This window comes from Psychrobacillus sp. FSL H8-0484 (assembly GCF_038005325.1).
Lineage (GTDB): Bacteria > Bacillota > Bacilli > Bacillales_A > Planococcaceae > Psychrobacillus.
In genome coordinates, this window is the sequence record NZ_JBBOSZ010000001.1 from 2,427,470 (window position 1) to 2,449,214 (window position 21,745).

Here is a 21,745-nt window from a genome sequence, read left to right on the forward strand (position 1 = left end):
AAGTTCAACTTCACACCATCTTTCAATAACTATACTTTTTTTAATAAGTTTTCATACTACTCAACCACAGCATTAGTTTATATGACATATGATTTACGACGCCACACACTTAGTCCGAAGCCAATCATCGCTGCTGCAATAATCGTTGGCATTAAGCCATAACTAATAAAAGGTAGTGACATCGCCATAATCGGTAAAAAACCGAAAATCATTCCAATATTCACGACAACTTGTGTGGCAAATAGAGTCATACTACCAGTTAGTAAATAGCGACCAAATGGATCACGAACCTTTTGAATTATCAAGAGTAAACGAATGATACAGACAAATAATAAAATAGCGATGAATACAGCAGGTCCAAATCCGTAGGAACGAATAATCCCAGCAAAAACAAAATCTGTGTGCAATTCTGGTATCCCTTCAAAAGGAATAGCACCAAACCATTTTGCCTCTCTGATTAATTGCTGTAGACGTATATAGACATAGCCAGAACCCTCTGCATCATTGGCCGGATTGATAAACGCATAAACCCTCATTAACTGATAAGGCATAGCATTCGCTAAGACAAATACAATAAATGTAGCACCAGCTATAGCACTTGACACTATTGTGATAACTTTCGTTTTGATTGTGTGCTTACTATATAGGAAAATAACCATGAACATTATGGTATGTAATATAAATGCAATTAAATGTGGTTGCAACATAAATAACATAGAAATGAAGGTAAATAACGCGAATCCACCGAATAATGAACGGTTTTTCGAAAAGTAGCCAGCCCAGCCGATGACGAGCATCGGTAACGTCCATAAACTATCTATACGGAAAGGACCTAATTTCAGCTCTGGCTTGCCATTTATATAATATGTTGGAAAATAACCAAGTAATAGCAAAACCACAATAGTTACTACTAAAAACCACTCCGCATGCTTTGTGAGTTTTCGATAGTCATATCGGTAAAGAACAACGACTAATCCTACACCAAGGAAAATGATAAATACCTTTTTTGGATACGCTGGGACTTCAAGTGGAAAGAAACCACATAATAACAATGCACTAAATGCAGCAATGAGCAGCCAATCAATTTTAGGCTTATGGATTTTATTCATTGATTCTCCAAGAGAGATGGGACTTCCCATGTCTTGAATCGCTTTTCTCATCGCTTCCTCTTTAGAAAGCCCACGCTCCATATGTTTTGTTTGCGCTAGTGCTAAATGTTGCTTTAGTTCCTCCGCTACAGTGGCTTTGGCTTCTTTGGATCGAATAAGCTTTGCTACTTGCTGAATAAAGCGTTCCATTTAACACCTCCGATTGGTCTTTGAGTCAATGTGAGCTGCTTTTGTCCCTTTTTCGAAAGAAAATATACCTTCTCGCCATTCTTCCATAAGCCATTAATGTATTCGTCCGCTTCTAATTCATGTAAACACTGGTATAGCAATCCTTCATTTTGAAAAATGGCTTGCTCGCTGCGCATATGCAGTAATTCTGTTAATTCGAATCCGGACTTTTCGGTTTGTGTGAGTCCAAGTAATGCAGATTTTAAGTCCTCGACAGAAATGAGTTGTTGAATTTTCGTATGCACAGCTTGCTGTTCCATTTCATCAAATTGCACATCTTGGAATGTATGCTTTTGCATCGCCTGTTTTAAATTCTTTAAATCCATTCGCCCACCTCCAACTGCTCTTTTAAAAATTGCTTCGCTTTACGGAGTCTTGTTTTGACCGTATTTTCATTAATCGATAACACAATCGCTATTTCCTTACTCGTATAGTCTTCAAAGTAAAATAAATAAATTACTTCTCGGTACATGATGGGTAGTTGCATCACCGTTTTCGCGAGCCTTTCCTGCTCGTCTTGTTGAATAACCTGTTGTTCCACATTACTGCTTGCCTGCACGTCTACCCCAGCATCCACAGCCACTTGAATATGCTGGTTATACCAGCTCTTTAAATAATCTTTGCAGTGATTAATTGCAATCCGCCACATCCATGTTTTCAGTGTGGATTTCCCTTTATATGTTGGATATGCCTCGTAGCATTTCACAAAGATCTCCTGCGTTAAATCTTGTGCAAGTGCCTTGTCCTTTACGTAGGTATACACAAGCTGTAATAAGTCTTGACCATAAAGCATCATGTCATCAATTGGGATATGTATAGATTCTATAGGTAGTGATACATCATTCACTCATTTCCCTCCTTTATAATGATTAGACGATTATCAAATGGAAATAGTTTGCCAAAAAAACAAGCATCCTCAGACACTTGCTATTAACAGATTTGATTCCTTCGATGATAATTTCCTTTCAGCTATATAGGCTTGTTTGATAGCCTGTTCTACTAACACTCTTTATTAATTCAAAAAGAAAAAGCTGCCCTGTAAGGACAGCCATTGACTACTTTTAACAAACCATTACTTGGAAATGATAAATACACCACCACAATGAGATGCTTGCTGAAATTCACATGTACATATGTTTATTAGGGATGCTTTTAACTCTTCATACACTAGATAAAACTCATCATTATCCCAATAACTCCTGTTATTATTTCTACAAATTTCAAGTTTCTCTCGTGTTTGGAAAGCAATATCCCCAATAAATATTTTCCCATTGTCAGCAAGTAACGACAGTAAACTTTCTATAAATACTGTTTTATCTTCATCAGTTAAGTGGTGTAATGTATACGTGCTTACGATAGAGTCATATTTATTTTCTTTCACATAACCTGGTAAACCATTTGAAATATCCCACTCTATTAAATTTGCCATTGGCATTTTGTCCTTTGCTATGGCAATCATCTTTGGTGAAAAATCTATGCCATCCAATTGATGACCATTTTCATAGAGTTTACTGGTTAAAACTCCAGTTCCAAACCCAATATCTAAAACTCTAGACTTCTTTTTTTGCATCACTTCATTAAAGATATAGCCAGCAAACGGATACAAATTATTTTCTTCACTTACTTTTACAGTTTTGTCATAATCATTTGCCCATAAGTCAAATCCTTGGTTATTTAGCACGAACGTTCCTCCTATTAATTGGACGAACTATCGAACTTGATAGTACCCTCTAAAACAGTTCGATTAGTCGACCATCATTTCCTCTAAGCCAAATTGATTCATGTTATTGTTCTTCATAAAAAATCACACCTTTCATAGATATATAAGAATTATATCATAATATTTACTTTGTTTAGAAAAATCAATTAATATAGAACGTATTTTTTGAACTGAATTCCTACTGTCATTGTAATAGTATTAAATAATGGACTTTTATCTAATCTCAATTACAAATGTATAGGATACTTCCCCATTCGACCATTTTGCTAATACCTCATATATATACTGCCCCTTACTTGTGGGTACTGATAATTGATTTTTATCTACTTTAACTTCTTTTTCTCTTCCGTTTTCATTCCATAAATAGACGGATATTTCGGGATTTCCTTCGATTTCGATTTTAATGTTAGAGCTTTCCTCTATTATTATTGCTTTCACATTTTCAGCTATTTGGTATGGAGATGCTGCATCCGTTTGTACAACCTGTGTTTCTAACCCTTGCTTTATTTCCCATTTATAATTCCCAACGATCATTTCATATTCTGTTTCATTAATACGAATGAGTCCTGTCATAGATGGGGGAAATTCATTCTCTTTTACTTCCCCTTCTTTATTCGTTTCGTTTGAACAACCAGTTATCCAAAGTGAAGAAAATACGATAATTAACAATATCAGATGTTTTAATTTCAAAACCATCGCCTCCCTTTTTCTAATAAGGCGTTAGCTACAAAATAAAGTTACATTTAAAGGTAGCTCCTTCGTAGTTATTTACGCAAAGACCGTAACTATAAGAGCGATTCCATTAAAAGTGCTATGCATAATGATTCCTGGAATAATGGAGCCGGTCTTTTCATATGTCCACGAAAAAAATAACCCAGATACAAGTGCTGTTGGTAATACATTATACGTTGGAATGTGAACAACCATAAAAATGAGAGAACTGACTACCATCCCTATTAAAATCCCATATTTTCCTCTGAACCATCTATATAGGAAGCCACGATAAAAAATTTCTTCATATATAGGAGAAATAATGCTAGCCGACACAAATGCAATTACAAAATTTATAGGAGTCATTCTAGACTGAAGACTCTCCGTTTTACTATTTTCTAATTCCCCCCCTAAAACTTCCATTCCTATTGCAATTGCTATGCTCACAATAATTAAAACAAATGTCCACCCAGCTAAAGGAATCCAATAGCTTCTTGGAAACCTAGTTAGCCCAACGTTACTCCAACTTAGTCGATTAGGTCTCAGTGCTATATAGTAGATTCCAAGAGTGAAAATAATGGACATAATAAAACCGACGAACGTTCCAGAATATAAATTATTTTGGAACAGCTCTGCTAAAAAACCTTCCAATAAAAATTCAATAAAATATGGTACCACTACTAGCACTAATCCAAGTAATAGTAGAAGTTCTCCCCACGACCAAGGTGTTTGCTTAAAATACGGTTCTCTATTATTCAATGAAATTCCCCCAAATAAATATGTGTTATATTAAGTCTAATAGGTTACGTTGCGTCACCTGCAAGCATTTTTAGGGAGGGATTTTTTTTGAACTATTACTCAACAGGAGAAGTAGCACAGAAACTAGAGATTTCCGTACGTACAATACGATATTATGATCAAATCGACTTGCTAAAACCGTCGTTAAAAAAGGACAATGGTAAAAGGTTTTACAATGACCATGACATCCTAACCTTAGAAAAAATCACAATTTTAAAGACACTGAATTTGTCTTTAGAAGATATAAAAAAAGTAATGACGGAAGTCACTATTGAACAGATATTAACGGCTAATAGAAGATTGTTAAAAGAGAAGATGACTGATTTAGAAAAATCCGTATTACATACAAATACGTTGCTGAACATACTAAAGATTGAGGAAGAGCTAGACTGGGAACAACTGATACCATTAGTTAGAAAGGACAAAGAAGAAAAACAAAATAGTTGGGATACCTACTTTACTGAGGAAGAGCAGGAAATGGTAAAAGCAAAACTACCCAAAATGGAACGAGATGACAAACAAATCAAGAAGTGGATTAATCTGATTAAAAGAATTGAAATTTGTTTGGAAAGAGAAATCGATTCAAGTTCAGAAGAAGCACAAATTCTTGCGGAGGATACTATTATACTGACGGATGAAATATTTGGGGGAAATCGTGAGTTAGAAGAAAAGTTTTGGAACGTTCGGAAATCTCCAAAAGGATCTGAAGCATTAAACTTATATCCCATAAGAGACGAAGTGATGCAGTTTTTAGAAGAGTCGATTCAATACTTTGAGAATAATTCACCTGAAACGAAAAGACCTTAGAATTATTTTCCAAGGTCATTGCATGATTATATTAATTATATTTAAATGAGCTAATTTCATAATTAGTACCTTGTCATTAAAATACGAACATTATCACCCTTCGTTGATGGAAGCGGCAGACGGCTACTCCAGCGGGATGAGTGAGACAGATAAGCCATCACACACGACGCGTGGAGCTGAGGTGATGGCTTATTGCTCACCCCGCGGAACGTCCGCCTATAGCGGAAATCAACCATACTTTATTCCATGTAAAATATATATTTCTTAAGTTTCCTTTAGTATTGTTCGTGTTTTTTTATGTAATTTGGAATGATGAAATTGATTCAATACCTCTGCTATTTTTGAAGTAGGGTTTGGTTGATACATCTTCCTTTTCCATGTGGTATGCAAAGAGGGGTTCCGAACAATGGATCTACGCTCACTTCACAATTCATATCAAACACATTTTTGACTAGTGAACAATTAATAATATGTTCAGGCTTACCTTGTGCAAATATTTTTTGATTCTTGACAGCCACTATGTTATGCGCGTATCGACATGCTAAATTCAAATCATGTAGAACCATGACAATCGTTCTCTGTTCTTTACTATTTAACTCAAATAACAAGTCTAATATTTCAATTTGATGTGTCATATCAAGGTATGTGGTTGGTTCATCCAGCAGGATTATATCGGTATCCTGTGCTAGCGTCATTGCTATCCATGCTCTTTGGCGTTGTCCACCCGACAAGGAATCAATTGGTCGTTCCTTTAATTCTTCCAGGTTAGTAGCAATTAATGCATTTTGAACTTTCATTTCATCCTCTAAAGACCACTGCTTTAACCAAGTTTGATATGGGTAACGCCCTTGCTTCACCAGTTGAAGTACAGTAAGGCCTTCTGGGGCATCAGGAGATTGAGGAAGAATTGCCATTTTTCTTGCTATTTCTTTTGTTGACTGCTTGGCAATAGCCTCTCCCTCTAACAAGATAGCACCTGATTTCGGCTTTAATAATCGGGCAATGGAACGAAGAAGTGTAGATTTCCCACAACCATTAGCACCGATAAAAACAGTAATCTCCCCTTTAGGAATAGTAAGATCCAACTCATTAATGATAATCGTATCCCCGTATGAAAGTGTTAATTTGTTCGTCTCAATGGCTTGCTCCATTTTCCCCACTCCTTCTTACTTTGATGTGTTTCTAGTTTTATACAGCAAATAGATAAAATATGGTGCTCCTATTGTTGCCGTAAAAACTCCGGCAGGAATCTCCAATGGAGAAAATAAAGTACGACCAATTAAATCTGCAATCATTACTAATATCGCTCCAACCAAAGCGGAAGCCGGTAACAATGAACCGAAATTTGATCCTACAAGTCTCCTCGCAATATGAGGAGCCATTAACCCTACAAAGCCTATTCCCCCTGCAAATGCTACTGAACTACCAATTAATGCCGTACTGATCATTAATAATGTGAAGCGCTGTCTTTGAACACTTCCACCAAGACCCGTTGCTACGTCATCCCCAAGCTCTTGTATGTTAATATTCCTTGCATAAACAAACGCAATTACAAGAAACAAGATCGTCCAAGGTCCCAAAACCGCTACGTTCTTCCAAGTTGAACTTGATACAGATCCTGTTATCCAAAGGTTTGCTTGGCTTGCCTTATAAATTGGTCCTAAAATAAGCATCATTGTTGTCAATGCTTTCATCAAAGACATGATTCCAATCCCAATCAGTACAAACCTGATAGGAGAAACTCCATTGTTCCAAGCCAATAAGTACACAAGAAGTGCGACAATTGTTGCTCCTATAAATGCTGCAAGCGGTAGCCAACTGATGCTTACAGTTAATGATTGATTTTTATCACTAAAAACCGCCAAAAAACCAACAACTGCAACTGTTGCCCCTCCAGTTATCCCCAATATATCCGGTGACGCTAGAGGGTTACGAATCATCCCTTGCAAAATCGCCCCAGATACCGCAAGTCCCATCCCAACTAGAAGAGCTATAATAATTCGTGGGAGACGAAAAGACTGAACCACTAGCTGTTCTAAATCCGTACCACCACCAAAGAAAACTTTTAAAACATTTAAAGGATGAATAGTCATCTCACCCAACCCTGTACTTATAACAAAAACAGCAATTGTTAATAAAAATAAAGTAAGAGTTTTCATCATTGCTTTATTGTCTACTAAAACCGAAAATCTTTCTTTGAATAAACGAAGGCTTTTATAGTGTTTCATCCTTTGTTGAACCCCTTTCTTGCAATGTATATAAAGAACGGGGTTCCGATAATTGCCGTCATAACACCAACTGGAACTTCCTGAGGCATCAATATATATCTCGATGCAATATCTGCTGCAATTAGTAATATAGCTCCGTTAAGCGCTGCATAAGGGATTAACCAACGATGATCGATCCCCACAATGAACCTCGTAACATGAGGAATAACGATTCCTATAAAACCAATAGGTCCTGCAACAGCGACTGATCCACCTGCAAGTAAAACAATAATTATTCCTATCGTGATTTTAAGGATTGCCGTGTTTAACCCAAGTCCTTTTGCAACATCTTCCCCCATAGAAAATACATTCATCTTACCAGATACTAACTGGGCTAAGACCCACCCAAGAACCAAGTAAGGAAGCACTGCAACCAAATTATCTAAGCTTCTTCCTGCAACTGATCCTGCAAGCCAAAATAACACTTGGTCTAAAAGAGCTTCATTTGAAACTAATAGGCCTTGAGTCAGCGATGCTATCATAGCCGTCATAGCAGCTCCTGCCAAGGTTAGCTTCATAGGCGTTAAACCGTCCCGACCAACACTACCAATCATGTAAACACTAATAGCTGCAATAGCTGCTCCAATAAAGGAAACCCATGTAAATAACTGTAGGTTGCTTACTCCAAAAATAGTGATTGCAATCACAACGGTTAGAGCGGCACCAGCATTTACACCTAATATATCTGGAGACGATAATGGATTCTTTGTTAGTGCTTGCATGAGTACACCAGCAATAGCAAGACTCGCTCCGACAGCGGCAGCGATCAATGCACGAGGAAGTCTTACAGTTCGAATTACTATATGTTCCGTTGATCCATCAAAATTAGTAAAAGCGTTAAATGAAATTTGCCAAGTAGTATTCGTATAACCGTACACAATACTTATACTCATTAAAACTATAAGTATTATAATAGTGACACCAAATCCAATCCATCTTTGCCTAGCATTTTTTAATAGCATGTATAGTTACCTTCCGAATCCCATTTCTAAATGTTTCTTTCATTGTAGTTGTGGAAATGCGATTCTGTCAATGACTCTGATAATCATTTTCAATTAATAGTTGACAGTTTGATATTTTAATTTTATGATTAGTTTGCTAATGTAAATGATTATCATTATCAATATAATTTGGAGGTTATGAATGATGAAGAATATTAAGGCCCTTTGCACCATGATGGCACTACTTGCAATTTTACTTCTTACTGCTTGTGGAAGTAACACAGGTGACCAATCCACAGAAACAGAAAATAAGGAAGAAAATAAAGTAGATACTAGCTATACCGTAGAACATGCAATGGGTACGACAACGTTGGAAAAAACGCCAGAAAGAGTAGTGATTCTGACAAATGAAGGTACTGAGGCACTTCTTGCTTTAGGAGTTAAGCCTGTTGGGGCAGTTCAATCTTGGCTTGGAGATCCTTGGTACGATCATATTAAATCGGACATGGATGGTGTCGAAGTTGTTGGTGTGGAAAGTGAAGTAAACTTAGAAAAGATTGCATCTTTAAAGCCAGATTTAATAATTGGAAATAAAATTCGTCAAGAAGCTGTATACGATCAATTAAATGCTATAGCTCCAACAGTGTTTGCTGAAACACTTAGAGGAGATTGGAAAGAGAACTTCAAATTATATGCTAAAGCTTTAAACCTTGAAGAAAAAGGCGACGATGTATTAGCGCAATATGATACAAAAATTGAAGATGTAAAAGTAAAACTTGGAGATAAAGTAAACCAAGAAGTTTCTGTTGTACGTTTCATGGCAGGTACTACTCGCATTTATTATACTGATTCATTCTCGGGCGTTATTTTTGATCAATTAGGATTTAAACGAGTAGAACAACAAGAAGAGCTTTTCACGGATGACAGTAAACTAGGAAACCTAGCAATCGAGGTAGGCAAAGAACTTATTCCTAAAATGGATGGGGATCTTATATTCTACTTTACTTACGCTCCCTCAGGAGATCCACAAGCATTAAGTACTGCAAAAGAATGGACAAACGACCCTCTTTGGCAAAACTTAAATGCTGTTAAAAATGGAAATGCATACGAAGTTAGTGATGCGACTTGGAATACTGCTGGTGGTGTATTAGCAGCAAACCAAATGCTTGACGATCTTGTAAAAATTTTAACAGAACAATAATTACTTAAAAAGTGGCCTTTCTCTGACATATCAGGGAAAGGCCATTTTTATAATTATTCTGACCGTTCTTCTTAGCTTCTAAAAAGCCATTTTACTAAATTTATTCCTTGTTCATGAGTTATCTGGTCCGATGAAATTGCATTCAAAATAGAACGCCAGGAAGAAAGGACAACTATATCAAGCGGAAGGTTTTCTTTTTGTAGCATGTATGTTAAAAACTCCTCTACTTTATCTTGATTAGTATATGGTTTTTCTTCACTTAACAGCTTACAAATCTTCATTTTCACTGCAAAGTTTATTCCTGTTACAAGTGCTGCCTCCAATGCTTCTCCCTCTTGATCAAATAAAGAAGCTGCTCCCTCCATTCTATCAATTATTCTTTGTTCCATATCGGTTCTAATAATCTCATAAAGCTTTGCTTTAGACCCAAAATGGTGATAGACGACACCCGTAGTCATGTCCGCCATTGCAGCCAACTCTGCAATATTAACCCCTTTGTAACCCTTTAAACTAAATTCTTCTAACGCCACTTTAATGATTTTTTCTTTGTTCGTTCCAGGTATAGGTATCCAATTTTTCATACGTTCATTATATCGTAACCAGTAAACAACGTAAATGAATTACGCTTGACATAACTCAATTACGTAATACATAATTAGATTATTCTTAAAATACAAAACATTGGAGGAAGGTATATGAAATTAGTGTTTATGGATTATCCAGTCGAAAATCTTAAAGAATCACTTGCTTTTTATCGCGATGTATTAGGTTTTGAAGAAGCTTGGCGAGAAGGAGATCATACCGTTGCATTAAAAATGCCAGGTTCAGAGGTACAATTAATGATAGAAAATGATGAGGTGGGCTTAACTCCTGGAGCAGTTTTTTTAGTTGATAGTGTAGATCAATACTTTGAGGACAATAAGGACACAATTAAATTCATTAAAGAGCCTATCGATATTCCTCCTGGCCGTTATGCAATTTTCCAGGACAACTCTGGAAATCTAATAAGGATTTTGGACTTTACTAAAGAATAATTTAAAAAATAATGCCAGATTTAAAAATTCTGTCTGGCATTATTGGAGCTTATACCTTCAATTTCATCACTAATTGGTCCATTAAATGCAAATTATTCACATATAAATAAGTTGCTGCAGCTATCAATAATACGGAAAGCACAAACATAAACGTGAATTCCTCTTTTGATCTACTAACAAAATTTACAGCTAAACTTATTAATACTACTGGAATAAAAATATAAACAATCAACTCTATTACTTTCCATTTATTTATCAGATTACGTAACAAAGCGATTCTAAGTTCATTTTCAGTGGTGACTTCTACAGTAAATGCTTCTGTTTGTAATAGACCATTTTTGGAGATCGTCACCTTGTTATCATTCATTTCTTTCAATGAGTAACCACCGGGAAAGAAAATAAAAAGCGTAAGTATTATAATAATTCCAATCCCCACCGAAATCCCTACATGCTTCGGCAAGACTCTCTCATTAAGCAAGACTCTCCCCTCCCTACTTTATGTATACACTTCCAATCTCACTATCGTTACTATCTTTCGTAATATTCTCCATATTTCTTTATAAATCCTTTAAACGAACCTGGGAAGGATATTATTCAAGCTATGTAGTATAAATTATATAGAGGAAGGATGAGATTAATGAAACAAATTATTGCAATGGGCGGCGGTGGTTTCTCTATGGAAGCCGAAAACCTGTTACTAGATCGATATATTCTAGCTCAGGCTAAGAAAGAATCACCGAAGGTTTGCTTTGTTCCGACTGCTAGTGGAGATCAAGATAATTACGTGAAAAGATTTTATTTAGCATTTAATAGTTTGCCATGCAAGGCAACACACTTATCGTTATTTGAGCCAAACTTTGAGGATTTAGAAGCATACGTACTGGAACATGATATTATTTATGTTGGCGGAGGCAATACAAGAAATCTGCTTACCTTATGGAAAGAGTGGGGTTTAGACCATTTGCTGAAAAAAGCATATGAAAGCGGGATAATCCTTGCTGGACTTAGCGCTGGATCCATCTGTTGGTTCGAAGAAGGTTTAACCGACCCTTTAAATGCCCCTCTATACAAAATGGATTGCTTAGGATTTTTGAAGGGCAGCAATTGTCCACATTATAACGGTGAAAGTAAAAGAAAACCTGCTTATCATGACTTGATTTCTAAGGGTGAAATGCAAGCAGGCTATGCAGCAGAAGATGGCGTTGCTTTACACTTTATAGATGATTCTTTCTATACAGCGGTGAGCTCTAGAAGAAATGCCAAAGCTTATTTCGTTACAAATAAATCTGAAGCGGCCGTAGAAACCGAGGTTAACACAACTTATTTAGGTGCTGATTAAGGGTTTCCATTTATCGTGGGAACCTTTTTTACTGATCAAATCCCAATTTTTCTTTTAAATATGCTACCTTTTTGTCAGCTACTACGTTTGCATATGGAATACCAAAAGATTTGACAAAGAACTCTCCCCTTCTTAGAGGAATTTATGGTGATTGGAGAGGAAGGCGGCGACTCCAGCGGGAAAAGCGCGTCCAGGTGAGACCCCGCAGGAGCTTGCGACGAGGAGGCTCACGGACCGCCCGCGGAAAGCGTCCGCCTGCAACGGAATCACCTAGATGTTATATTTAATCAAAAAGTGAGTTGTCGTTCAAGAACTCGCTAAGAAATAATTAATAGACTTTTTCAGTGCCCCCTTCTTAGGGGGACTTTTTGGATTTGTGACCGTATAGCAAAAAATGTGACCGGATAAATAATTTTGTGACCGGATAAATGTTTTTCTGTCCATATAAGAAATTTTATGACCGGATAGTATCTTTTCTACCTATAAATATTTTATATAACAATCATTTTCATGATCTATTTGCATACCCATTTGCTCATACAAAGCTTTTGCAGTATGGTTGTTAGTTGCTGTTTGTAACAGGACAAATCTTGCTTTTTCCATTTCACAAAAACGAAAAGCTTGTTCCATTAGAACTTTCCCTACCCCTTTTCCTCTAAAGGTCATATCTACATACAAATCATTTAAAACAAAAGCTCGTTGCATACCAACAGAAGAAAAAAATGGATATAACTGCACAAACCCTACTGCTATATCTTCCTCATATGCCATAAAAATAACGGATTCATCCTTTTGAATTCTTGCTTTTAAAAACTCTTTTGCTCCTTCTACATCACTTTGCTGCTCATAAAATATTCGATACGCATTAAATAGTGGAGTTAGATCCTCCAGACAACTGATATTCCCTTTTACAACGTTCACCAGTCAATCCCCTTTCTAAATGAGTAGCACCATTTATGGAATCCCATCTTATCTTCATAAAATCGATGTGCTTCGGTTCGTTGTATACCTGATTCTAATGCAATATAAGAAAACTGATGTTTCTCTGCATATGTAATAAGAGCTGCGATAAGCTTTTCCCCATACCCTTTAGATCTCTCTTTTTCATCTGTCACAAAATCATGGACAAATAGGTGTCTTTCATTGTAAAAGTTATGGCGTTCTTCAAAGCCGATAAATGCCTTAGGCGTCCCATCAAACACTACCCACCCTTGATAGTTCGGCATTTGTTGTAAATGTTCAAAATAGCTTTCTTCTGTTAAATGAGTGCGCAATTGTTTAATAAGTGAAAAGGACACTTTCCAGTCATCTTTTGTTTGTACTTTTTGGACTTGCATATTCTTCACTCCTTTCCTATAGTATTCACTAGAAGTGACATTACAAAAAGATACAGATTAAACACTTCCAACATGTCAGTTAGGAGTACGTTATGAAAGAATTATTGATTCATCTACATGAAAACAGTCCAAAGTATAAACAAATTTATCATTCCATTCGTACACTTATAGAAAATGGAAAACTGAAAGCTAACACGAAACTCCCTTCCATTCGACAACTTGCAGATATTTTACATGTTAGTCGAAACACAACTCTAATTGCATATGAACAGTTATTGGCAGAAGGCTATATTCGAAGTGAGCATAAAAGAGGCTATTTTGTCACAACATTTGAGCCAATTGGAGTATCGACGACCATTCAGAGTGAAGAGAATATATTTACAGCTGACCCGAACATTAAGGTTGATTTTCGAGCAGGAACAGTAGACCAACAGGCATTTCCCATAAAAGCTTGGCGAAAATGTGTCAATGAAGTTTTAAAAGAAGACACTGTATATACTTACGGTGATAAACAAGGAGATTCATTATTACGCGAGAAAATTGCACATTATTTATTACAATCTAGAGGTATAGCGACTAGTCAAGATTCAATTATCATTGGTAGTAGTACACAACAATTATTAATGCACTTGGCAATTTTATTGCAACAAGAATATGCTTCAATTGCAGTTGAAAATCCAGGATATGATGGAGCTCGGACCGTTTTTCAGTTAAACCGATATCAAATTAACCCGATTGATGTAACAGCGAAAGGCCTTTGTATGAATCAACTCAAGAAAAGTGACTCTAAGCTAGTATATATTACACCATCCCATCAGTTCCCAACAGGTGTGACCCTACCAATTACCGAACGGCTTCAATTACTGAAATGGGCACACGATCAAAATGGCTATATTATAGAAGATGATTACGATAGCGAATTTCGGTATCAGCAACAACCAATTCCAGCGCTTATGTCACTTCAACAAGAAGCACGTGTTATCTATATAAGCACATTTTCAAAGGCGTTTTTACCATCCATTCGGTTAAGTTACATGGTGCTTCCTACAGAATTACTTTATCGATACAAACAGCAATTCTCGGGTGTGGAACAAACAGCTTCTAGCATTCATCAGCGGACAATGGCTTATTTTATGGAACGCGACTATTGGGATTCCCATATTCGGAAGATGCGTGCAACATATAAACGCAAAATGCAAACACTTGTTACTGCTTTACAAGGTGCTTTCGGTGAAAGTATTCAAATCATTGGCCCGTATTCAGGGCTATATATTTTAATCCAATTAAAGTACTCCATTAGCGAAGAAACACTTATTAAACGAGCACTTGACCATGGAGTAAAGGTTTATCCGACTGCACATTACTTCGTGAAAGAGCAAACTCATGAAGCTATGCTTCAACTTGGATTTAGTAATTTATCAACGGATCAAATTCTCTTAGGAGTTCAATTGTTAAAAAAGTCCTGGTCATAAAGATCTTGGCTCGGAGGGTTCTCTACTACTGAGTGTTAGCTTTCCACTTAGCCTAATGGAATTTAACATATAGTCATATAGTCTCGGTTTGTTTCGAGTTGTTCTCGGATTTTGAAAATTGGTCTCTTTTTCTAGCTGCTTCGTCTCGATTCCGACATTTGTGGTCTTATTCTGCCATTTTTTGTCAACGCATGAAACGGCGATTTGTTACTTTTATTACAATTTGATTACATATGCCATTCCCTACACACTTTGACAAAATTTGCGTTTTATATGTCGTACAATGGACAAGTTGCTTCCCTACTTTCTAGAAAATATCCTCATGATTTGAAGCTAAATATACTATATGGAGGAAGTTTTGTGAAAAGCTTAATGTACGAAAAGGCACTGTTGATTCAGATCGGAATTAAGAGAAAAGTCATGTATCGAAAGGCTAAAATGCTAGGCTTTACTCATCCACTGGTGGTCGCGTGCAGCCAAGAACTAGATCAATTACTCAATAGATATCAAGGCAAAGCTTCTTGAAAGGAATAAATATCTTTATAAGAAATAAAAACGATTAGTCGCTAGAAAGTATCGACTAATCGTTTTTTATTTGGAGATGTGCTTACTAATGGATAATTTCATCCATCACCTTTCTCAACTTTGGATTTCTTTAATACTTTTTCCTCCTAAAAATGCGTGACCCATTTTTAGTTTTGCAACTGTATGAAATCCATATTTTTGATACACTTTTTCAATTTTTTCATTGATTGGAAATACCCAAAGGTTTTCTATCCCTTTTTTGGCAACTTCCATTTGAATATATTGAATAAGCTCTCCGATTAAGCCTCTACCTCTAAATTCTTCCAAGGTAGCTACACTCTCTAGACGAGCTTGATTGTCTTGAAAAAAGATACAAGCAGTTGCACAGGCAATGCCATTGTAGCGGAGTAAATAGTGAACAAAACTTGGATGGTTAAATTCCTGTTCAAATGCTTTTTCCCTAACCGCTTTACCACCAAACTCTTTTATACTGCATTCAATATTTAAAGCTTCTATATAATTATTTTTAGTTACAAGTTCAATTACCACGCGCTCATTCTTTTCTATTTTCAACATCTTTTTGTCCCACAATTGAACAGGGCTAATTAATTCTTCATAGCCAAAATTATTTAATTTTAACGTGGAAATAAGATCGCGTTGGTTATCTAAATCATACATATAAAACCTTGGTATAATCTTTTTAGTTTCATAATAACGAACCACTTCATCAAGTATTAATTGAGAATTAGCACAGGTCTCACTAATATGTGCATGGTTTGCATCATAGTATGTTGGCTGGCTTTCATTACAGAATAATGATCCCCAAGCGGTGTCCGTTCGTTTGGTAAAGCTCTCTAAATAAGCAAAATTTAACTTAATAATATCTTGTAACATCATGTTGAAATTCCTCCTGAACTAAACAGTGAATAAATAAAGAATAAAAGACTATTTTTTATTAAAAAATCCTTTTCCCAGGGTTTCCACGGTCTTTGGAAAAACAGCGTAGAGCCTACTTGTAAGACTCATATACGAAGGTAGGTCTACTTCCCGAACTGGATGGTCAATCGCTTTAATTATGGTAGAAACCACTTTTCTGGGTGATAAAAGATGTCTACTTAGCTTTTCTCGATAATTGCCCGTTTGATCCGCTAAATCAAGAAATGGAGTATCAATTGGTCCTGGATTGATCGTCGTAATTTGAATCCCATATTCTTTAAGCTCCATTCGAACAGCATTGGCGAATCCGAGAATTGCATGCTTCGAGGCAGCATAAACCGATGCCTTTGGTGTTGCAACTTTGCCAGCTTGGGACGCAACAAAAATGATATGTCCGCTCCCTCTTTCTTTCATTTGGATTGCAAAATGTTTAGTAAGGACCATGGGTGCCAACACATTCACCTGCATCATTTGCGTCATGTCACCCTCTTCTAATTCCGTTATATAAGCAAAAGTACCAACGCCGGCACAGAGAACGATTGTATCTGGCGTACCCATTTCATGAAATAACTCGTCAAAAGACTGTTCCGTTGTTAAATCTGCCTGTATAGTATGTATGCCAAGTTGTGCCAACTCCTCTAATACTTGAACCTTACGACCAGTTGCCCACACTTCATGCCCCTCTGTTTGGAGCTCTTTTGCAAGCATTAAACCGACGCCACTTGTAGCCCCGGTAATCAATAGTTTCTTACGCTTGCTCATACAATAAAATTCCTTTCTCGTTTTCAAGCTCTTTTATAAGCCCTTCATCCATCAGATAATCGACTTGACCGATCGTTTCAGAAAGTGTTAAACCAAGCTCTTTTTCGTAAACTTTTGGGAATAGTTGCTGGGTAAGTTCATAGATTGTTTTTTCTCCATCTTTCATCATATCCAGTACTTTAAATGCACGCTCTTTTTGTTTTTCTAGTCTAGAAGAAATGAGATCGGATACATTATATACTTCATTGCCATGGCCACTATAGATTTTTTGTACATCTAACGCTTGAACTCGTTTTAAGGATGCGTTATACTGCAGCATCGATTTTGAACGCGCAGCTCCTCTTTCAATTGGCGGTTCGATTAACGGATTAGATGAGATTTTTTCTAATATGTGGTCTCCACCAATTAGGACACCAGATTGTTCGGACCATAACGAAATATGACTTTGGGCGTGCCCAAGCGTTTCTATTACTTGAAAATTGGGATGCCCTGGTAAAACATCTCCTTCTGCTAAAAAGCGGTCCAGCGGGCGGTTTCCAATTAAATTCAGGGGTCGTCGCATTTTTTCCACCCATGCCAGATAAAGAGCAGGTACCCCTTCCTCTATTAGGCATTGTTTGTAAAACTCATCATGGTATTGTAAGAAATCTTCATCCTTCGTTAGCCATACTTGGTTATAGACATGCCCTAAAATGATCGCTTGTTCGAATGCATCCACCCACCCAGCATGATCCGGGTGATGATGTGTAAGGACGACTTGCTCGATATCGGACAGACTGTAGCCTGCTTCTTGTATACCAGCCTTTAAAGCAAGCAATGCTTGATCTGTTTTAGGACCAGCATCGACTAAGGTTAATACCTCTCCCTTGATAAGATAAGAATTTACATCTCCTACTGCAAATGGTGTTGGAATGATGATTTTATGTATCATTTGATAAATCCCCCTTTTAATGAATGGCTATTCATTCTATTGTACAGACTTTTTCATAATCAGTCACTAATTTGACATTGACTTTTATTTGAAACAACCATATAATTTCTATAATTCAGATAATAAAAGCCAAGATGAAGAATAGTACATATATGATGGAGTTAAAGAGAGTGAAATGACCCGCTGTAAGTTTCACCTCCCGCTCATATGTAGAACCTACTTCGGAGCTACTGTGTAAACATAGTCGTTACCTTCGCGATAAGAAGGTATAAGTTGTGCTGATGATCAGCAAATTTAGGTGGTACCGCGGAAAACATGCGTTTTCGTCCTTATTTTTTAGGATGAGAGCGCTTTTTTTATTTCTCTGTTAAAAGATCATGTTGTTACGTGCCGAAAATCTGCTCGCTTTCCGCGGACGAACTGCCAAGCCTCCTCACTCGCACGCTCGTTGCGGGGTCTTGGCAGCCCGTTTTTCCGCAGGAGTCTCGTAGATTTTCGGCACAAAATATATCCTTGTAAAAAACAACAACCTAATTTAATAGAGCTATTATTTGACCAAAAGAGGAGTGGATTGTATATGACGAAGATCGTATTTGTTGGAGCAGGAGCCATGGCCGAAGCAATTATCAAGGGTTTGACGAAGAAGGAAAAAGTATCACCAGAGCAAATTCATGTGACAAACAAATCAGACTTGGAGCAGCTTAAGCATTTAGAAAGCACATATCATGTACAACTAGTGTGCGCAGAAAAGAAAGCCTTAACAGAAGCAGACATCGTCTTTTTAGCAATGAAACCGAAAGATGCAGTAGATGCTTGCCTAGAAATAGCTGCATATATTAACAAAGAAGCAACGATTATCTCGGTTATTGCAGGTGTGTCCATTCAAACAATTACCGCTCATCTTGGTTCACGCCCTATTGCACGTGTAATGCCGAATACATCCGCAGCTGTAGGATTAAGCGCATCCGCCGTTAGCTGGAATGACTTAGTTTCAGAGGAATCAAAACTAGCGATAATTGACTTATTAGAATCTATTGGAACAGTAAAAGCTGTTGAAGAAGAGGATTTACATGTGGTTACCGCACTAGCCGGAAGTGGGCCTGCTTATTTATACTTTTTTGCAGAGCAGTTTGAAGCAGCAGCTGTAGAGCATGGTATGAACCAAGTTGATGCCCGCCAATTATTCATCCAAACGATGGAAGGTGCAGCACAGATGCTGAAAAAAGGTGGTGTCGAGCCGGCAGAACTCCGCAAAAAAGTAACGAGTCCAGGTGGTACAACAGAAGCTGGAGTTGAACAGCTAGTAAAGCACAAAGTAGACGAAGCAATTTTCGCTTGCATTGACGCAGCACAAAAAAAATCACGTGAACTCGGGAAGCAGTACGAGTAATGATGAATTATTTGGGCTGAACGAGACCAAACGATTAGAAAGGTGATTACGAACAGATGGATAACTCATATGTTGTTGGCTGGGGAACACTTGCCTTGATCAATGCTGGAATTGCACAAGGAAAAAATAGAAGCGGACTCAATTGGTTTCTTCTTTCCCTCATCCTTGGACCAATTGGAACGCTGAGCTTAGTTTTATTTGATAAAAAATAGGGTAAGTTTATCATGTGGTACCTGTCGAAAATCCGCTCGCTTTCCGCGGACGAACTGCCAAGCCTCCTTGAGACAACAGGATGGTGGTCACAAAATATATTCTTCTAAAAACGACAGCCTAATTTAACAGAGCAAAAAAATAAAAAGAATCCGAGTGTGATCAATTATTCACTCGGATTCTTTATTAATTTCCTCGTTTAACTAAGGTACGATCGGACCAATCAAATTCAGCAAAGTCATCTGCTACATAGACTGGAAAATCGTAATGCTCTACCTGAGCAAGCATTTCCTTCATATCCGATGGCATAAATCGGGCACTAATATGATTGATGATTAAATGCTTTGCATTAGCTTCTTTACATACATTTGCCGCATCAACAATTGTGGAATGTCCATAAAGCCTAGCTAGATCAGCAGTCTCTAGATCGAATGTCCCTTCATGCACCACAATGTCCGATCCATTACTTAACAAAATAGAATTCTCACAAAATTTTGTATCGCCTAAGATTGTCACTTGGAAACCTTCTTTTGGTTTACCTGTCACCTCTGCACTTTTCACCACTCGTCCATCTGCAAGCTCTACATCCTTGCCTTCTTTTAATTGTCTCAATAAAGGGCCTCTCGGAACCCCAAGGGCATCTGTTTTTTCAATTAGTAACTCAGGTGATAGTGTCTTTTGAGTCACTTTGTATCCAAAACAAGGGATAACATGTTCGAGTGGTTTTGCTTCTACGATAAATTGGTCATCCTCGAAAATAATGCCTTCTTCTATTTCGTTAATCGTTAGTGGATATTTAACATACGTTTTGGAAGTGGCAAGTGTCAGTTCGATCCAAGCCTTTATTCCTTTTGGTCCGTATATGGTAAGTGGTTCGTTTCCTCCTAGAAACGACCGAGAGCCCAATAAACCAGGCAACCCATAAATATGGTCTCCGTGTAAATGGGTAATAAATAGTTTTTCTAGTTTTCTTGGCTTAAGTGTTGTATGAAGGATTTGATGCTGTGTTGCTTCCCCGCAATCAAACATCCAAAATGTGCCTCGTTCATCTAGTAATTTTAAAACAGTTGCTGTCGTATTACGTTGTTTCGACGGCATTCCTGCTCCCGTTCCTAAAAATAATAATTGCATAGTGTAACCTGCTTTCCTAATCATCTAATAAATCTATATTAAAACACGTTCTGGATTAATTAGAATTCTTTTTCACATTCGTTTCATCATACGGCAATGTTGTTAAATTTCCAACACTTATAATTCGTCTTCATGTTAAAATTGATAAGATTGTTCATTATTTTTTCCCTATTTTAATTATAATTATCAAGAAGAATATGTAATGAAAGTATACACGATTAGATCTAAATAATCGTTCGAAGAACTTGAACTAAAACAATCAAAAGAATGATAAGACTAGTTTCAGTCGATTGGAGATTTATAACCTATGAATGAATCCATACAGCTCATTCCATTACTGGGCATAGCACTCAAATTCATCTTATTACTTATCCTCAACTTAGGCATCGGTGCAATTGGATTTGTGCCAAGTTTCTTTATCACAGCTATTAATATCGACTCTCTTGGGTTGATATTAGGCTCCATTCTTACATTTATAGGGGAAATTCTCGGTGCACTCATTGGATTTCACCTTTATCGATGGGGCTTTTCTAAAATTCGTACTGGTTGGATAAATCATTCTATTTTCAAAGCTATCCAAAAGAGCTCACCTTTATATACATTTATTCTAATTATTTTATTTCGAATTTTACCGTTTGTTCCCTCTGGTTTAGTTACTGCGGGCGCTTCATTGACTTCTATTAGCGCATGGCGATTTATGGTTGCAAGTTCTATCGGTAAAATTCCCGCGGTCATTATTGAAGTAGCTGTAGTCTTTGGGGTTCTCCAAAAATTTCCGATGAATTACTTGTATGTTTTTGTAGCTTTTTTAATAATAATACTAATGTTACTACATATGAAAAAGAAAATGAAAATCTCCTAAAAGGTTTAAGTACTCAGAGCAATTCAGTTCTATT

26 protein-coding genes and 1 other annotated feature are annotated in these 21,745 nt (G+C 36.9%); of the genes, 9 read left to right on the top strand and 17 right to left on the bottom strand.

All coding sequences use genetic code 11. The features are described from left to right. Nucleotides 1-77 precede the first annotated feature (77 nt). The 6 genes from MHH81_RS11730 to MHH81_RS11755 form a co-directional block, all read right to left on the bottom strand. The gene (locus MHH81_RS11730; protein ID WP_340921357.1) at nt 78-1,298 is read right to left on the bottom strand and encodes an FtsW/RodA/SpoVE family cell cycle protein; all 1,221 of its coding nucleotides are present in this window, start codon (nt 1,296-1,298) and stop codon (nt 78-80) included. Continuing rightward, nucleotides 1,274-1,663: a helix-turn-helix transcriptional regulator gene (locus tag MHH81_RS11735; RefSeq protein ID WP_340921360.1), complete on the bottom strand. Its 390-nt coding sequence runs from the start codon at nt 1,661-1,663 to the stop codon at nt 1,274-1,276. The genes MHH81_RS11730 and MHH81_RS11735 overlap by 25 nt, the downstream gene beginning before the upstream one ends. Next, on the bottom strand, nt 1,654-2,133 hold the full coding sequence (locus MHH81_RS11740) for a sigma-70 family RNA polymerase sigma factor (protein ID WP_340925227.1): 480 nt from the start codon (nt 2,131-2,133) through the stop codon (nt 1,654-1,656). The genes MHH81_RS11735 and MHH81_RS11740 overlap by 10 nt, the downstream gene beginning before the upstream one ends. A 276-nt stretch (nt 2,134-2,409) precedes the next feature. Then, entirely contained in the window at nt 2,410-3,018 is a 609-nt protein-coding gene (locus MHH81_RS11745; RefSeq protein WP_340921363.1) for a class I SAM-dependent methyltransferase, read from the bottom strand. 252 nt (nt 3,019-3,270) lie between these two features. Continuing rightward, nucleotides 3,271-3,747 (bottom strand): hypothetical protein, encoded by a 477-nt coding sequence (locus tag MHH81_RS11750; RefSeq protein WP_340921365.1) that lies wholly within the window; start codon nt 3,745-3,747, stop codon nt 3,271-3,273. Nucleotides 3,748-3,825: 78 nt separating this feature from the next. Continuing rightward, nucleotides 3,826-4,527 carry a CPBP family intramembrane glutamic endopeptidase gene (locus MHH81_RS11755; protein WP_340921367.1) on the bottom strand — a complete coding sequence of 234 codons (702 nt, stop codon included), beginning with the start codon at nt 4,525-4,527 and terminating at the stop codon, nt 3,826-3,828. 87 nt (nt 4,528-4,614) lie between these two features. Here MHH81_RS11755 and MHH81_RS11760 point away from each other — a divergent pair, with 87 nt between their 5' ends. Further along, nucleotides 4,615-5,373 carry a MerR family transcriptional regulator gene (locus tag MHH81_RS11760; protein ID WP_340921369.1) on the top strand — a complete coding sequence of 253 codons (759 nt, stop codon included), beginning with the start codon at nt 4,615-4,617 and terminating at the stop codon, nt 5,371-5,373. A 335-nt stretch (nt 5,374-5,708) separates the two neighbouring features. Here MHH81_RS11760 and MHH81_RS11765 read toward each other — a convergent pair whose 3' ends face one another. From MHH81_RS11765 to MHH81_RS11775, 3 genes are read right to left on the bottom strand one after another with little or no spacing between them, the layout of a single operon-like run. Beyond that, nucleotides 5,709-6,524, bottom strand: coding sequence for an ABC transporter ATP-binding protein (locus MHH81_RS11765; RefSeq protein WP_340921372.1), 816 nt, complete (start codon nt 6,522-6,524; stop codon nt 5,709-5,711). A gap of 15 nt (nt 6,525-6,539) precedes the next feature. Continuing rightward, nucleotides 6,540-7,601, bottom strand: a complete 1,062-nt coding sequence (locus tag MHH81_RS11770; protein ID WP_340921374.1) for a FecCD family ABC transporter permease — start codon at nt 7,599-7,601, stop codon at nt 6,540-6,542. Then, nucleotides 7,598-8,602: a FecCD family ABC transporter permease gene (locus MHH81_RS11775; RefSeq protein WP_340921376.1), complete on the bottom strand. Its 1,005-nt coding sequence runs from the start codon at nt 8,600-8,602 to the stop codon at nt 7,598-7,600. The genes MHH81_RS11770 and MHH81_RS11775 overlap by 4 nt, the downstream gene beginning before the upstream one ends. A 181-nt stretch (nt 8,603-8,783) precedes the next feature. On the opposite strand from MHH81_RS11775, the gene MHH81_RS11780 reads away from it, so the two are divergent. Continuing rightward, complete coding sequence (locus tag MHH81_RS11780) at nt 8,784-9,782, top strand: ABC transporter substrate-binding protein (RefSeq protein ID WP_445678091.1); 999 nt, start codon at nt 8,784-8,786, stop codon at nt 9,780-9,782. A gap of 71 nt (nt 9,783-9,853) precedes the next feature. Here MHH81_RS11780 and MHH81_RS11785 read toward each other — a convergent pair whose 3' ends face one another. Continuing rightward, nucleotides 9,854-10,363: a TetR/AcrR family transcriptional regulator gene (locus tag MHH81_RS11785; RefSeq protein WP_340921378.1), complete on the bottom strand. Its 510-nt coding sequence runs from the start codon at nt 10,361-10,363 to the stop codon at nt 9,854-9,856. A gap of 114 nt (nt 10,364-10,477) precedes the next feature. Between MHH81_RS11785 and MHH81_RS11790 the strand changes: the two genes are divergently transcribed. Next, complete coding sequence (locus MHH81_RS11790; RefSeq protein WP_340921380.1) at nt 10,478-10,816, top strand: VOC family protein; 339 nt, start codon at nt 10,478-10,480, stop codon at nt 10,814-10,816. Nucleotides 10,817-10,865: 49 nt separating this feature from the next. Here the strand turns inward: MHH81_RS11790 and MHH81_RS11795 are convergent, their stop codons facing one another. Then, nucleotides 10,866-11,294: a hypothetical protein gene (locus tag MHH81_RS11795; RefSeq protein WP_340921383.1), complete on the bottom strand. Its 429-nt coding sequence runs from the start codon at nt 11,292-11,294 to the stop codon at nt 10,866-10,868. 159 nt (nt 11,295-11,453) lie between these two features. On the opposite strand from MHH81_RS11795, the gene MHH81_RS11800 reads away from it, so the two are divergent. Beyond that, nucleotides 11,454-12,155: a Type 1 glutamine amidotransferase-like domain-containing protein gene (locus MHH81_RS11800; protein WP_340921385.1), complete on the top strand. Its 702-nt coding sequence runs from the start codon at nt 11,454-11,456 to the stop codon at nt 12,153-12,155. A gap of 480 nt (nt 12,156-12,635) precedes the next feature. On the opposite strand, the gene MHH81_RS11805 is transcribed toward MHH81_RS11800, so the two are convergent. Both MHH81_RS11805 and MHH81_RS11810 read right to left on the bottom strand, forming a co-directional pair. Then, nucleotides 12,636-13,076 (bottom strand): GNAT family N-acetyltransferase, encoded by a 441-nt coding sequence (locus MHH81_RS11805; protein WP_340921387.1) that lies wholly within the window; start codon nt 13,074-13,076, stop codon nt 12,636-12,638. Further along, nucleotides 13,073-13,492, bottom strand: a complete 420-nt coding sequence (locus MHH81_RS11810; protein ID WP_340921389.1) for a GNAT family N-acetyltransferase — start codon at nt 13,490-13,492, stop codon at nt 13,073-13,075. The genes MHH81_RS11805 and MHH81_RS11810 overlap by 4 nt, the downstream gene beginning before the upstream one ends. Before the next feature lie 92 nt (nt 13,493-13,584). Between MHH81_RS11810 and pdxR the strand changes: the two genes are divergently transcribed. Continuing rightward, nucleotides 13,585-14,964, top strand: coding sequence for a MocR-like pyridoxine biosynthesis transcription factor PdxR (pdxR, locus tag MHH81_RS11815; RefSeq protein ID WP_340921392.1), 1,380 nt, complete (start codon nt 13,585-13,587; stop codon nt 14,962-14,964). Between the two features lie 372 nt (nt 14,965-15,336). Next, nucleotides 15,337-15,489 (top strand): aspartyl-phosphate phosphatase Spo0E family protein, encoded by a 153-nt coding sequence (locus MHH81_RS11820; protein ID WP_340925229.1) that lies wholly within the window; start codon nt 15,337-15,339, stop codon nt 15,487-15,489. A gap of 114 nt (nt 15,490-15,603) precedes the next feature. Here the strand turns inward: MHH81_RS11820 and MHH81_RS11825 are convergent, their stop codons facing one another. The 3 genes from MHH81_RS11825 to MHH81_RS11835 are packed head-to-tail and all read right to left on the bottom strand — an operon-like array spanning nt 15,604 to nt 18,118. After that, nucleotides 15,604-16,386 carry a GNAT family N-acetyltransferase gene (locus MHH81_RS11825; protein WP_340921394.1) on the bottom strand — a complete coding sequence of 261 codons (783 nt, stop codon included), beginning with the start codon at nt 16,384-16,386 and terminating at the stop codon, nt 15,604-15,606. Nucleotides 16,387-16,434: 48 nt separating this feature from the next. Then, nucleotides 16,435-17,187, bottom strand: a complete 753-nt coding sequence (locus MHH81_RS11830) for an SDR family NAD(P)-dependent oxidoreductase (RefSeq protein ID WP_340921397.1) — start codon at nt 17,185-17,187, stop codon at nt 16,435-16,437. Further along, entirely contained in the window at nt 17,174-18,118 is a 945-nt protein-coding gene (locus MHH81_RS11835) for an MBL fold metallo-hydrolase (RefSeq protein WP_340921400.1), read from the bottom strand. The genes MHH81_RS11830 and MHH81_RS11835 overlap by 14 nt, the downstream gene beginning before the upstream one ends. A gap of 122 nt (nt 18,119-18,240) precedes the next feature. Continuing rightward, nucleotides 18,241-18,452, top strand: a binding site (T-box leader). 237 nt (nt 18,453-18,689) lie between these two features. Between MHH81_RS11835 and proC the strand changes: the two genes are divergently transcribed. Continuing rightward, the gene (proC, locus tag MHH81_RS11840) at nt 18,690-19,508 is read left to right on the top strand and encodes a pyrroline-5-carboxylate reductase (RefSeq protein ID WP_340921403.1); all 819 of its coding nucleotides are present in this window, start codon (nt 18,690-18,692) and stop codon (nt 19,506-19,508) included. A 56-nt stretch (nt 19,509-19,564) separates the two neighbouring features. Then, a complete protein-coding gene (locus MHH81_RS11845; protein WP_340921405.1) occupies nt 19,565-19,720 on the top strand; it encodes a hypothetical protein in 156 nt (51 codons plus the stop codon). A gap of 184 nt (nt 19,721-19,904) precedes the next feature. Here MHH81_RS11845 and rnz read toward each other — a convergent pair whose 3' ends face one another. Beyond that, on the bottom strand, nt 19,905-20,849 hold the full coding sequence (rnz, locus tag MHH81_RS11850; protein ID WP_340921408.1) for a ribonuclease Z: 945 nt from the start codon (nt 20,847-20,849) through the stop codon (nt 19,905-19,907). A 307-nt stretch (nt 20,850-21,156) separates the two neighbouring features. Between rnz and MHH81_RS11855 the strand changes: the two genes are divergently transcribed. After that, nucleotides 21,157-21,711: a TVP38/TMEM64 family protein gene (locus tag MHH81_RS11855; RefSeq protein ID WP_340921411.1), complete on the top strand. Its 555-nt coding sequence runs from the start codon at nt 21,157-21,159 to the stop codon at nt 21,709-21,711. Nucleotides 21,712-21,745: the final 34 nt, after the last annotated feature.